At 60.1% G+C, this 13,548-nt stretch carries 12 protein-coding genes; 5 read left to right on the plus strand and 7 right to left on the minus strand.

Going from position 1 to position 13,548, the window contains the following annotated elements:
• The first annotated feature begins 287 nt into the window (after nt 1-287).
• The 3 genes from ACUTSC_RS23400 to ACUTSC_RS23410 all read left to right on the plus strand — a co-directional run bounded on the left by ACUTSC_RS23400 (nt 288) and on the right by ACUTSC_RS23410 (nt 4,030).
• A complete protein-coding gene (locus ACUTSC_RS23400) occupies nt 288-1,430 on the plus strand; it encodes a phage tail fiber protein (protein ID WP_197768069.1) in 1,143 nt (380 codons plus the stop codon).
• Between the two features lie 243 nt (nt 1,431-1,673).
• Complete coding sequence (locus tag ACUTSC_RS23405; RefSeq protein ID WP_443006812.1) at nt 1,674-3,761, plus strand: S-type pyocin domain-containing protein; 2,088 nt, start codon at nt 1,674-1,676, stop codon at nt 3,759-3,761.
• The gene (locus ACUTSC_RS23410; protein ID WP_047730281.1) at nt 3,758-4,030 is read left to right on the plus strand and encodes a hypothetical protein; all 273 of its coding nucleotides are present in this window, start codon (nt 3,758-3,760) and stop codon (nt 4,028-4,030) included. Before ACUTSC_RS23405 ends, ACUTSC_RS23410 begins: the two co-directional genes overlap by 4 nt.
• 167 nt (nt 4,031-4,197) lie before the next feature.
• On the opposite strand, the gene ACUTSC_RS23415 is transcribed toward ACUTSC_RS23410, so the two are convergent.
• The 6 genes from ACUTSC_RS23415 to ACUTSC_RS23440 form a co-directional block, all read right to left on the minus strand.
• Complete coding sequence (locus ACUTSC_RS23415; protein WP_197768071.1) at nt 4,198-5,250, minus strand: nitronate monooxygenase; 1,053 nt, start codon at nt 5,248-5,250, stop codon at nt 4,198-4,200.
• Nucleotides 5,251-5,346: 96 nt separating this feature from the next.
• Nucleotides 5,347-6,957, minus strand: coding sequence for an MFS transporter (locus ACUTSC_RS23420; protein ID WP_445653568.1), 1,611 nt, complete (start codon nt 6,955-6,957; stop codon nt 5,347-5,349).
• On the minus strand, nt 6,950-7,375 hold the full coding sequence (locus tag ACUTSC_RS23425) for a DoxX family membrane protein (protein ID WP_197768073.1): 426 nt from the start codon (nt 7,373-7,375) through the stop codon (nt 6,950-6,952). The genes ACUTSC_RS23420 and ACUTSC_RS23425 overlap by 8 nt, the downstream gene beginning before the upstream one ends.
• A 9-nt stretch (nt 7,376-7,384) precedes the next feature.
• Complete coding sequence (locus ACUTSC_RS23430; RefSeq protein ID WP_060420336.1) at nt 7,385-8,215, minus strand: alpha/beta fold hydrolase; 831 nt, start codon at nt 8,213-8,215, stop codon at nt 7,385-7,387.
• A 142-nt stretch (nt 8,216-8,357) separates the two neighbouring features.
• A complete protein-coding gene (locus tag ACUTSC_RS23435; RefSeq protein ID WP_170852885.1) occupies nt 8,358-9,752 on the minus strand; it encodes an MFS transporter in 1,395 nt (464 codons plus the stop codon).
• 174 nt (nt 9,753-9,926) lie between these two features.
• Nucleotides 9,927-11,117, minus strand: a complete 1,191-nt coding sequence (locus ACUTSC_RS23440) for a sugar transporter (RefSeq protein WP_197768075.1) — start codon at nt 11,115-11,117, stop codon at nt 9,927-9,929.
• Nucleotides 11,118-11,385: 268 nt separating this feature from the next.
• On the opposite strand from ACUTSC_RS23440, the gene ACUTSC_RS23445 reads away from it, so the two are divergent.
• Entirely contained in the window at nt 11,386-12,072 is a 687-nt protein-coding gene (locus ACUTSC_RS23445) for an aspartyl/asparaginyl beta-hydroxylase domain-containing protein (protein ID WP_197768076.1), read from the plus strand.
• A 17-nt stretch (nt 12,073-12,089) separates the two neighbouring features.
• Here the strand turns inward: ACUTSC_RS23445 and ACUTSC_RS23450 are convergent, their stop codons facing one another.
• Nucleotides 12,090-13,037: an NmrA family NAD(P)-binding protein gene (locus ACUTSC_RS23450; RefSeq protein ID WP_197768077.1), complete on the minus strand. Its 948-nt coding sequence runs from the start codon at nt 13,035-13,037 to the stop codon at nt 12,090-12,092.
• 86 nt (nt 13,038-13,123) lie between these two features.
• Between ACUTSC_RS23450 and ACUTSC_RS23455 the strand changes: the two genes are divergently transcribed.
• A complete protein-coding gene (locus ACUTSC_RS23455; RefSeq protein ID WP_164040454.1) occupies nt 13,124-13,546 on the plus strand; it encodes a winged helix-turn-helix transcriptional regulator in 423 nt (140 codons plus the stop codon).
• Nucleotides 13,547-13,548: the final 2 nt, after the last annotated feature.

Here is a 13,548-nt window from a genome sequence, read left to right on the forward strand (position 1 = left end):
GCACTTAAGCAGTCAATTTAAATGACTATTAATCTATAAATTAATAAGTTATCACGTCATCGCCAGAAATCATCCGTTCTTCTTTCTTGTCTCAGTCATCACACAGCAAATGATAGTCATTATCATTTGATATCTATTCCTGATGCTCATAACCTACTGTTCATGCATACAGTTTTCGTAATTTTTAACCATCCTCGCCTTAAATGCGCAGCGTCGTTAACTGTCTGTAAAGCGTTACCATGTGCCATTTCCATGGCAGGAACTTATTAATAAACCGAGGAATTATCATGGCTGAACAAAAGAAAAATGCCCAGGTACAGAGTGGCGTCAACGACGACATCACCGAACTAAAGTCGCTGACTACACTGCGCAAACGGGTCGTCAGCGACGGTGAAATCGTCTCAAAATCTGCCAACGGCTTTCGACTGGCCAACGGCAACACCGGCGTGATGTTGCGTAACGATGGACAGAATTTTTATATGCTGACCACGGCATCGGGGCAGGCTCAAGATGGCCAGTGGAACACATTACGACCTTTCGGATTTAATCTCTCCTCCGGCAGAGCAGCACTGCTAAACGGCGTCGATATTGCAGGCGGGGCAATGATTTCACACAACGCGGGTATTTCCACCGCGACCACAGGGCCCACCCCGCTTATCAACGGGCAGGTCTATGATGCGGCCGCCGTACATACCAACTTCACCAGCGGTAACATCACTACGACCATGCTGATGGGGTCGCGCGTGGTCGCTGGCAAAGAAGATTATGGCCTGCTCTCTTACCGTGACTGGCAGGGGAACTGGAATGAACTTCAAGTCAGGGCCAATGCCGAGCTTTCGGTGGGGCAATTAACCAAGCGTAATCCCGATGGATGGATTTGGGCGTCAGGAAACCGGAGCGCTGACAATGATAAAAGTCGCATTACCAACGGGTTGCATCTGCAGGGGCGCGGGAACCTGTATGCAAACTTCTATCACCATGAATTTGTCGGCTCTCACCACTCTCTGGTATTGAACGTTGCCAACGGCGGGGCGCAAGGCTGGTACGAATTCCGCAATGGTGGCAACGCTTATGCCAACGGCACCTGGAACAGCAGCTCAGATGTCCGCATGAAAACCGATATCACAAAAATTGACGGCGCCCTGGACAAGCTGGCCCATATCGGCGGTTACACCTACCTCAAACAGGGGGTGCCAGAAGCCGGCGTGATTGCACAGGAAGTGGAAGAAATTCTCCCCCAATCCGTGACCCAGACCGAGCTGAAACTCAATGACGGCAGCGTGCTGAAAGACGCCCGCAGCATCAATATCAACGGCGTGGTCGCGTTGCTGGTTGAAGCGCTTAAAGAAGAACGCTCACTGCGCGAAACAGAGCGAGAGGCTTTTGAAAGACGACTGGTTGCCTTGGAAAAAGGCATTGAGCGCGCCTGATTAACAATATTGGGGTGGTTAGCACTGAATGCCTCTCAGCGCCTTTACAGGTGAGTACCACGCTTACAACACGATGACGGAAAGGAACTCAATGATGAATGGATTTAATTACGGTGATGGTAAAGGAAGGGAGCGTCAAGGCGGTGTCAATGCAGAAGCTGCTTCCCGGTTCGATAATGTCTGCGTTATTCGCAGCTCGGCAGCGTGTCGATTACATCGTTCTATTTGAAGAGGGATCGGATTATGACACGATATGAAAATACAACGCAGTATGAACGCGATGTAATGACTTCAATGGGATACAACTGGAATGGACATGGGTGGCAACGAGGGTTTGACTTATCAGATAGCAATATGGTTGTAGAAGCATGGGTTGGCGAGGGTTTACCTGATAGACAGAAGGAATTGAGTAATATTACCCATATCTGGGATCAAAAAATTTCCGATATTAATAAACCGATAAGTGCTTTTGATCCTGAAGATGATGATATCACGCCATTCAGTAATGAAGCAAAAGAGAGTTACCGTGAGGATTCAGATGCAGCCATTCAGTTTGCAGCTAATAAAGCAAATGAAATTGACAACCAAATTAAAGAAATTCAAAAGGATATTGACGCATTAAGCAAGAAAGCTGAAAGTAGTCAACTGACTGAGTTCGAGAAAGCAAACCTAAAAGTAATTATTAGCAAGTTAAAGGTAAGTAAAGAGCGCCTTACCATACTTCGAAATGAAGCTAATAAACGAAAAGTACATCAGGAATATTTAAAGCTGAATAATGAAGACTGGTTCTTCTCTAGAGAAAAGCCCACCTCCTGGGTTAGGGAGCAGCAATCATTAAACAGAAAGGAAATGGGTAAAAAACTGGAAGAAGAGAAGAGAATACAATCAGAAATTGACACAGCCAAACAAAATATTGAACATTTAGAAAGTGAACAGCGTGAGAAGGAAGAGGAGGTCCGCAAAGCTGAGGAAGCCCGTAAGGCAGAGGAAGCCCGTCGAGCTGAAGAAGCCCGCAAAGCTGAAGAAGCCCGCAAAGCCGAAGAGGCCCGCAAAGCTGAGGCTGTACGGAAAGCGCTGTTCGCCAAAGCCGGCGTACTGGACGCCCCGGTCTATACACCCGGCATGATAAAAGCGGCCAATGCCGCGATGGCCACGGCCGGGGTCATGGTGCTCAACCGCGCGGGCGGTATGGTACAATTATCGACATGGATCAACAGCGTGATGACCAGCGCCAGTGAGCTGGCCGGCTGGGTATCCGGTGGAGTGTGGCGCGGCGCCGTCGAAGTTTCCCGGGTTGCCACGCTCAGTGCGGTAGCTCCGGCAGTCGGCGCCTTCGTTGTCGGATTCTGGCCGGGGAAAGCCGGTGAAAGTCAGAGCGATATTGATAAATTGCTGGGTCGTGATTTGACACAGATGTTTACCGTTCCGGCCAGCCTGGTTGCCGCAGGGAAAACACCGATTCAGCCGGAAATGACCACGGTCGATTTGCCGGTGCGCGGGTTTATTCGCCGGGGGAATAACGGTCAGCAAGAGGTAATACTGGTCAAAACAGGAACGGGCGGCGTCTCCGCTACCGTACCGGTGTATCGGCCGGTTCGCGATGAAAAAACCGGTCTGGACCGGATCACCTTGCCGGCGGTGGCCGGTGCGCCGGGGCGAACCATTTTGATAAACCCGGGCGCTGCCCCGTCGGGGCCGTGGCATACCGGCAATCCTGCGCCTGCAGCGCCGGTAACGCCGGTGCATACCGGTACGGAGATAAAGCAGGCCGACAGTATCGTCACGACGACGTTCCCTGCAGATGACATGCCACTGCAGGATTTTATCTACTGGCAGCCTGATGCAACGGGGACCGGCGTTGAGCCTGTCTATGTCATGCTCAGTGGTATCTATGGCGAAACCAACGCTAAAGGGCAATACAGTGGTCGCGACTACAACACGGACAAGGCCGGTGGCCCGATTCAGAATCTGGACTGGAAAACCGCCACCATTGACCGTGCCGGCGTGGACAAGGTGAAGCTGCATACCCAGCGGTTTGCTGAATCTGATGCCAACAAGGTAATGATCAACCGCCTGGATAAAATCCTGAGGGGCGAAATGCAGCCCACCGATACCGACAAGCGTTTTTACACCCATGAAATCAGGGAGTTGGAACGATATAGGAATCTTGGGATTAAGGATGGCATAATCCCCGATAACCAAGGTGAGGTATGGAATAATACGCATACTGCCACCCTAGAAGACTATAAAATAAATGAACGAAATGAACCTTTGTATACTCCTGAAGCAATTAATGCAGCAGAAGAGCAAGCTAAGAGGGAAGAACTATGATTGATTTTAAGTCTATGATTGAAAAAGAAAGTGTATACGATGTAGTGTCTTTCTTCGCTGGTTCGACAAAAGGGATCGGTTATCCGCAGTTGGATAATTTCTTTGTTCGTTACCGATTTGATGTTGTTGGAAATGGAGAACTATTGAAAGTTTTTGAAGAGATGCGCAGTAATGGGATTGTCGAATGGGGAGAAAAAATGCTTGTTAAAAAAGGTCCAAACTGGAAAGAACCCGCATTCGTAACCGAGAAAAAATACGGTATTGAGTAATTACCAGTGCCTTCCATAAGTGCGTTTTAAGCAGCGTCCAACAAACGAGAGTTTGTTGGACGTTTTCGTTGATGGCTAATTCCACGCCAGATTGGTTTTCAGTCGAGCCCAGGGTCAGAAAACGACGGTTTTGGCTCCGTTGCTCCCCCCAAATCGCGCATACGAGCTCACACCGCTTCCAGCTCCGCCGCCAGGGTGGCGACCAGCTCCGCGGCCGGCATCGGCCGCGCCAGGCCCACGCCCTGCCCGGCCCACAGCGACATAAACTCCCCGCGCCCGGCCTTGGCCGCCGCCTGGCGAATATCGCCGGTGAGCGCATTCTGCACCGGATAAGGCAGGATCTGCGCCTCTTCCGCGCGCATCTGGCGCATGAAATCATTGACGATGCCGCGCGCCGGGCGGCCGCTGAAGGCGCGCGTCAGGCGCGTGCTGTCATCGCCGGCGTTGCGCAGCGCCGCCCGCCAGGCTTCGGCGATGCCCGACTCCGGGCTGCACAGGAACGCGGTGCCCAGCTGCGCCGCCTGCGCGCCCAGCAAGCGCGCCGCCGCGATACCGCGCCCGTTCATGATGCCGCCCGCGGCGATCACCGGGATCTTCACCGCCGCCGCCACCTGCGGCAGCAGGGCCATCAGGCCGACGCAGGATTGCTCGATGTCGCCGAGGAAGGTCGGGCGGTGGCCGCCCGCCTCCGAGCCCGAGACGCAAACGAAGTCGGCGCCCGCCTCTTCCCAGGCGCGGGCTTCCGCCACCGTGGTGGCGGTGCCGATCACCCGCGAGCCAGCCTTCTTGAACTGCGTGACCGTGGCGCGCGGCAGCACGCCGAAGGTGAAGCTGGCCACCGGCGGCGCCGCCTCCAGCAAGGCCGCGATCTGGTCGCGGTTGTTTTCGGCAAATTGGGTGGGGATCGGCGGCTCGCTCAGCCCCAGCGCTTCGCGGAATGGCCGCAGCAGGTGCTGGGCGCGCTTGAGCTCGGCAAGATCTGGGTGCTGCTCATCGAGCAGAAACAGGTTGATGTTGAACGGCGCGGCGGTCTGCGCGCGGATCTGCTGCACCCGTTCGAGGATCACCGCCGGTGAAAACAGCGCCGCCGCGCACGAGCCCAGCGCCCCGGCATTGCTCACCGCTACCGCCAACGCCGGCGGCGACGCGCCGTTCATCGGCCCCTGAACGATCGGATAGCGCAGCCCAAGTTCGCGGGCAAAAGCAGAAGGTGCCGTCATCAATGTGTCTCCCTGTGCTGACTACATTCGTCTTACAGCGGCCGCGCCGCCGAACCGACCAAAAGCATAGCACCTTCTGGCCGGTGAGCCGTGCAGTTAGTGCTTCACCTGATGCCGGTCGAGCGACAGGAAGTGATGCACCACCGGTTTCTCCGGCCCGATGTGAAAGCGCAGCGCTTCCTGCTGCAGATCGGCGTCGGCGTGCGACACCCGCTGGTGCTGCCGCAGGTGCTCCGCCCAGGACTCCACCAGGAACCACTCCATGATGCATTCCGGATCGCCGGTATGCTCGGTGATGCCCCAGGCGTAAGCGCCGTCGCGGCGACGCGCCCGCTCCAGCATCAGCAGCGTGCGCAAGAACTGCGGCCGATCCTGTTCGCGGATGCGGTACTCCACCTGAATCATCACCGGGCCGCGATCGTTCTCAACCGGCGTGTTGACCAACGGCTCCGGCCAATGGTTCGACGGCTGCAGATCGGCCTCGCCGGTCGGCAAGCGCAGGCGGTGGAACAGCAGCCCCGCCGCCAGCAGGCCGACGCCGCCGACCAGCAGCGTGGCGGCCACGCCCAGCTCCTGCGCCACCAGCCCCCACAGCAGGCTGCCCGCCGCCATCGCGCCGTTGAACACCATCAGGTAGATGGCCAGGCCGCGGCCGCGCACCCAGTTGGGCAGCACGCCCTGCGCTGCGCCGTTGAGCGTGGTCAGCGCGATAATCCAGCCGGCGCCCAGCACCAACAACAGCACCACCGCCAACCACTGCGGCGGCGCCAGCGACAGAGCCGCCATCACCACGGCGGTCAGCACCGCCGCCAGCAGCACCAGCCCGTCGGCATTCAGCCGCTGGCGCAGGCGCGGCAGCGAAATCGCGCCGAGGATCGCCCCGGCGCCTACCGCCCCCAGCAGAACGCCGTAAAAGCCGGCGCTGCCGCCCAGCATGCGGCGCGCCACCAGCGGCAGCAGCGCCCAGACCGAGCTGGAGAAAGCGAAGAACACCGCCGCCCGCAGCAGCACCACGTGCAGCTCGCGGCTGGAACGGGCATAGCGCAGGCCGGCGCGGAAGGCGCCGAAGAAATGTTCCGACAGGCCGCTGTCCTCGGCCTTCGGCCGCTTCCACCACAGCAGCGCCGCGATCACCAGCACATAGCTCATCACGTCCGCGCCGTAGGCCGCGCCGGCGCCGAAGCTGGCCAGCAGCAGGCCGCCGGCCGCCGGGCCGATGGAGCGGGCGATGTTGATGCCCAGCGAGTTCAGCGCCACGGCGTTTTTCAGCTCGGTGCGCGGCACCAGCTCCGGCACGATCGCCTGCCAGGTCGGCCCCATCAGCGCCGCGCCGATGCCGCCGACGAAGGTCAGCGCCAGCAGGTATTCCACCGTCAATGCGCCGGTTTGCGACAGCAGCAACAGGCTGCCGCTGACGCAGGCCAGCAAAATTTGCACGAAGATCAGAAAGCGCCGTCGATCGAGGATGTCCGACAGTACCCCGGCCGGGATCGCCAGCAGGAACACCGGCAGCGTGGCGGCGGTCTGCATCAGCGCCACCGCCGAGGGGTTGCTCGACAGATCGGTGATCAGCCACGAGCTGGCGACGTCGCGCATAAAGCTGCCGACGTTGCCGAGCACCGTGGCACCCCACAGCACCGCAAATAATGGGATTTTCAGCGGCGCGAAGCCGCCCGCCGCCGCCTTGTTTTCCGTCTGTTCAGCCATCCATTCGCTCCTTCAAATCGTTAAATGCCACCAGCAACAGCGCGCCGGCCAGCCCGAGGTGTTCAAAAAATCCATTCATCATCTGGCCGCGTTCCGCCCCGTCGAACTGCCAGAACGGATTGGCCATCAGCGTCGCCATCAGGGTAAAACCGGCCAGCGCCAACGCGCCGAGCCAGCGATAAAAGCCGCTCAGGATCAGCGCCGACGCCACCAGTTCCAGCAGCGTCACCAGCACGGCGAACAGCGCCGCCGGCTGCAGGCCGAAGTGAGTCATCTCGGCAACCGCGCCTTCGACGTTCAGCGCCTTGACCAACCCGCCCTGGATGTAGGCGGCGCAAATGGCGAGCAGCAGCAACCAGCGCACCGCGGGCGCATGCAGCCGCTGCGCGCAGCGGGCGGCGATAGCAGTCAGATTCATCGCGCCCCCTTAAAACGGCGAATTCTGGATAAAGGCCAGCAGATCGGCGTTGAAGCGATCGGGATCGACCTGCGCCAAGCCGTGAGCGCCGCCGGCGTAAACGTTCAGCTCCGCCTGTTGCATAAGCTTAGCGGCTTTCAGCGCCGAGGCGCCGATCGGCACGATCTGATCGGCGTCGCCGTGCACCAGCAGTGTCGGTCTGTCGATCGCCAGCAGATCGGCGGTGTAATCCACTTCGGAGAACGCGCTCACGCCGTCGTACTGCCCTTTCACGCCACCCTGCATGGCCATCAGCCAGAAGTGGTCGATCAGCCCCGCATTGCTCTCCACCTCGTCGCAGTGGAAGCCGTAGAACGGCACCGCCAGATCTTTGAAGAACTGCGAGCGGTTGCCCGCCACGCCGCTGCGAATGCCGTCGAAGGCCGCCATGGGTGCGCCTTCCGGGTTAGCCGGCGTTTGCAGCATCAGCGGCGGCACGGCGCCCACCAGCACCACCTTCGCCACCCGATCACTGCCGTGGCGGCCGATGTAGCGCGCCACTTCGCCGCCGCCGATGGCATGGCCGACCAGGATCAGATCGCGCAGATCCAGCGTTTCAATCAGCAGAGCCAGATCGTCGGCGTATTGGTTGATGTCGTTACCGTGCCAGGTCTGATCGGAACGGCCGTGGCCGCGGCGATCGTGGGCGATCACCCGGAACCCGCTCTGGCCGAAAAACAGCAGTTGGTTGTCCCAGGCGTCGGCGGACAGCGGCCAACCGTGGGAGAACAGGATCGGCTGGCCGCGGCCCCAATCCTTGTAGAAAATGCGCGCGCCATCGGGCGCGGTGAGGATGCTCATGACGTGTTCCCCGCTCGGTATTGAATTGGATTTTGTACCGGGTAACAGTACGGCAGGCGCAAAAGCAGTGATAACGGAATAATTTTCGCATGATCGCGAGTTTTTTTGCTGAAGAGGCCGGCGTCGCCACCGGCGCAAAACGTCAGATGTTTTCCAGATCGATGCCGCGCGTTTTCGGGCCGAACAGCCCGATCACCAGCATCACGATCAGCATGCTGGCGACGATAAACGCGATCACCCCCAGCGAGCCGCCGTACTGCAAGATAATGCCGATGATGATGCTGCTGAACACCGTCGACAGCCGGCTGAAGGAGTAGCAGAAACCGACGGCGCGGGCGCGGATGTGGGTCGGGAAGATCTCGGATTGATAGGAGTGGTAGCTGTAGGTCAGCCAGGCGTTGGACCAGGTGATGAAGAAGCCGCACAGGATCAGCCACAGCGGGTTGTTCTGCAGCGCGAACAGCGAGCCGAAGATCACCGTCACCAGGCAAGACAACACGATCTGCCACTTGTTCTCCATCTTGTCGGCATAGAAGCTGCACAGCAGCGAGCCCAGCGGGTAGGCCAGCGTGATGAAGAAAGCGTACAGCAGGCTGTGGGTGACCGAAGCGCCCTTGCCCGACAGCAGCGCCGGCAGCCAGTTGCCGAAGCCGAAGAAGCCGATGGCCTGAAAGAAATTCATCACCACCAGCATCAGCGTGCGATCGCGGTACTGCGGCGCCCAGATATCGCGAAAACGGCCGCGCAGCGGCGCCCCCTCGGCATCGTCAACCGGGCGCGACGGGAAATCCGTAGCCGCCACGCCGCAGCGCCGCTCCATGTCCCGCATCACCTGCCGGGCCTGCGCATAGCGCCGCTGCTGCACCAGCCAGCGCGGCGACTCCGGCAGCCCCTTGCGCACCAGCCAGATCACCAGCGAAGCCAGCGCGCCGGCGATCACCACGTAGCGCCAGCCGCTCAGGCCCCAAATCGTCTGCGGCACCAGCCACCAGGACATCAGCGCCACCGCCGGCACCGACAGGAACTGCACGAAGAACGCGAAGGCGAAAGCCCGGGTGCGCAAGTGTGCCGGCACCCATTCCGTCAGGTAGGTATCGATGGTCACCAGCTCAATGCCGAGCCCGACGCCCACCAGAAAGCGCAGAAAGATCACCCACTCCGCCTGCTGTTGAAACGCCAGCAGCAGCGAGAAGGCGCCATACCAGATCAGGGCGAACATGAAGGTGGCGCGGCGGCCGAAGCGATCGGCGTACGGGCTCAGCAGGCTGGCGCCGACGAACAGGCCAAGAAAGGTGGCGGAGGCGAAGGCCGCCTGGTCCGACACGCCGAAGACGCCCTGTGCGCCGGTGTGGAAAATGCCGTCGGCGATAAGGCCGGTGCTGATATAGCCGGTCTGGAACAGATCGTAGAGTTCGAAAAAGCCGCCCAGCGACAGCAGAATGATAAAGCGCCACAGACCGGCCGACGCGGGCAAGGCGTCGATTCTGGCCGCCAAATCCCGCGCATGGATCGGCGACGCCGCTACAGAGTCACTCACCGTTAACCTCGCATTAACATTTTTGATGACTTTCTATGCTAGCGAAGCGGCGTCGGAGTTAAATTTTTAATTAGCAGACTATGAAAAGAAGTTAAGCATAAAACGCTGCAGCAGCCTGTTTTATAGCAGGAAAATGCAACCTGGGATGCCGCAGCGGCATCCCGAATCGACAGCTTAACGGCTGGAGTGCTGCTGCAGCCGTTCGCTGCGGTAGACGCTCAGCAGGCACCAACCGAGAGCGATCAGCGCCAGCGGCGCGGCGACGAAACCGATGTTGCCCATGCCCAGATGCAGGCTCACCTGGTTGCCCAGCAGCGCCCCGCTGCCGATGCCGAAGTTGTACAGGCCGGAGAAGATCGCCATCGCCACGTCGGTGGCATCCGGCGCCAGGCTCAGTACTTTGGCCTGCATCGACAGGCCGATGGCCATGATCGCCATGCCCCAGAAGATGCACAGCACGGTCAGGTGGCTTTCGCTGCCGGCGGCCGGCAACAGCAGCAGCAGGCTCAAGGCCAGTAGCGCGATGGCGCCGATAAAGAAGCCGGAAGGGAAACGCTCGCTGTAGCGGCTGAACAGCAGGCTGCCGACGATGCCGGCGGCGCCGAACAGCAGCAGCATCAGCGTGGTGAAGTTCTCCGACAGCCCGGCCACGGTCTGGATAAACGGCTCGATGTAGCTGTAGGCGGTGAAGTGCGCCGTCACCACGATGACGGTCAGCATGTACAGCGCCAGCAGTGCCGGGCGTTTGAACAGCAGCGGCACACTGGCCAGCGAACCGGAGTGCTCGCTTTTCAGCACCGGCAGCAGGCGCCACAGCAGCACCAGCGCCAGGGTGGCGCACACCGCGATGCCGATAAAGGTCATGCGCCAGCCGAGCAGTTGCCCCACCACCCGCCCGAGCGGCAGCCCGAGCACCATAGCCAGCGCGGTGCCGCCCGCCAGCAGGCTCAGCGCCTGGGCTTTCTTGCCCGGCGGCGCCACGCGGATCGCCAGCGAGGCGGTGATCGACCAGAACACCGAGTGCGCCAGCGCCACGCCGGCGCGCGAGATGACCAACGTGGTGAAGTTCCAGGCCACGGCGGTCAGCACATGGCTGGCGATAAACAGCATGAACACGCCGATCAGCAGCTTGCGGCGTTCGATTTTGCTGGTCAGCAGCATGCACGCCAACGAGGCGGCGGCGACGATCCAGGCGTAGATGGTGATGATCAGGCCGACCTGTTCGGTTTGCATCGAGAAGCTGGCGGCGATGTCGCTCAGCAGCCCGACCGGAATAAATTCGGTGGTGTTGAAGATAAAGGCCGAGACGGCGAGGATAACCACGCGCAACCAGGCGGTTGAGCGCGAAACGGGAGCGTGTTCCATGGTAAACAAAATCCGGACAGGTGCGGGCAAGTCGCGATATTTTAACCAACCGGCCCGCTAAATGCGATACGCGTCACACTTTAATTGTGTGGTTTTTTTCGCCGCATTTCGACACATTCGCAGACACACGGTTGCACAAATGCTGTGCTAATCTATTGAAGCGTACCAATTTTTCCTGCCGCTCTTCCCCCCCGGCCGCCGCAGACGACGCGCCGCGCCGAAGAACCGCGCGCAGTGTCCATTTGGCGTTTTCTGAGGCGAGGTCATTATGTCCGCGATTTATGATTGGTCCGTGCTCGCATTGCGCAATGTTTACGATCGCCGCATTCAGGGCAAGCCGGTGCTCGACAGCGCCGCGCTGTTCCCCGACGCCGAACGTTTCATCGCCCAATGGCGGCAGATCCGCGAAGAGGCGCTGACCGTCGCCCACGATCTGCACAATATTCCCCGTTTTCACGAGATCATGATCCAGCAGGAATCGATCTCCGCCAACGACGCGCGCGACTGGCGCATGTTCATCATGAAGGCCTACGGCCAGCCGATCGCCCGCAACCTGGCACGCTGCCCGACGCTGGCAGCGCTGATCGCCTCGTCGCCGGACGTGCTGTCCGCCTCGCTCTCCTTCCTGGCGCCCGGTAAACAGGTGCCGCCCCACCGCGGGCCGTTCCGCGGCATTCTGCGCGGCTATCTGGTGCTGGACATGCCCAAACGCGCCGACGGGGTGCCGGCGGCGGTGCTGAAAGTGGACGGCCGCGAATACCGGCTGCACGAGGGGGAGTTCATGCTGTGGGACGATACCTTCGAACACGAGGTCTGGAACGACAGCGCGCAGGTGCGCACCGTGCTGCTGCTGGACATCCGCCGCCGCGACATGCCCGGCGGGCTGCGGCTGCTCTCCAGCGCCATCGTCGCCCTGGTGCGGCTGAACGTGCGCTGGATGCAGCGCCAGTTCTGAGTCCGGCGCTCGGGCGACTAACCGTCCTGAGAGGTTGGGCATTGCTGCGCCAGCCACTGCTCGGCGGTAGTGGTGGCTATGCCCTGGCGCACATTGAAGGTTTTCGCCTTATCCCAGGCCACGCCGTCGGGCCGGGCGAAAGCCAGCCGGTATTTGGCGCCGACGTCGCGCGGATGGTTCAGCACCGCCTCCTGCAGCCGCTCTTTGTCCAACAGGACTCTGTTGACCTCAACGCCCCAGTGCGCCTGCATGACATCGGCAAGCTCGCGGTAGGTCAGCGTGTCCCCGGCGATATAGACCACCTGGTTGCGAAACGCGGGCCGATGGAAAAAAATCGCGGCCGTCAGCCGGCCAATGTCCTCGGGGGTGGTCAGCGTCACCGCGTAACGCCAGTCGCCCAACGCGCACACCGTTTTGGTGGCCGCGTCCACCACGCCAAAACCCGGGTCAAACAGGTAGCTGGTGAAAATGCCCGTGGAAACAATCACCCACGCCGTCGCCTTCTGCGCACGCAGCAGGTGGCGCACTTCGAGCTGTTCATCCCACACCTGTTGTCCGCTGCCTGTGCCGACAACATCGTAGTCCACGCCGAACTGCCACGGGAAATAACGCGCCACGCCCGCCTGCAAAACGGCCTGGGTGATCTTTATCTGCGTGCCCGCCCCGCCGACAAAGCCGCTGCAGTTGATCACCGCGTCAAAGCCGCGCAGCAACGCGCTCAGCTCATCCACGCTGTTTTGCTGCAGGTCGCCTTCCACTGCGGCGATACCGAGCCGCGCCAGCGCATCCCGCCGCGCGCGATGCGGGCCGGTGACGGCGCGGGCGGCCTCAGGCCGGAGCAGTACGCTGATGTTTAAAGCGTGGTGTAACCGGGCCTGCCGGCTCATCGCGCGCAATACCGGCAGCCCCAGTTCACCGGCGCCGAGTATGAGCACGGTATTGATGGATGGATTTGTGGATTTCATTCTTGCCTCCTGTCTTGACACTGCGCCATCCTGACAGCTGACAAAAACGGGTTCAATTAGGTACACGCGTGATACCGGAGAGGAATATGACGAACGATCGGGAAGCGCTGCTGCAATTTTCGCAGGCGTTCTGTGAAGAATTGAGCAACGACGATGAAGGGTTGAAGCGTGAGGTCCTCGCACATGCGGGCAACCGTTGGTCGCTGGGGGTATTGCATATCCTGGGCACCCACGGGCCGCTGCGCCACGGCGAGATAGGCCGCCAATTAGCGGGCGTGACGCAGAGAATGCTGACGCGGACGCTGCGCCATCTCGAGCGGGACGGGTTGATATCGCGCTGCGATTATCAGGAAAAGCTGCCCCGCGTGGTTTACACCATCACCGACGCGGGGAAAGAGATGCTGCTCAACATGCTGCCGCTCTGGTCGTGGATTATCGCCTCCGCCGACGCCTTCAGGGCGGCCCGCTCACGCTACGATGATCAAGAACGAAGCGCCGCCGAGGGATGAAC

This window comes from Serratia sp. TSA_105.2 (genome assembly GCF_052692115.1).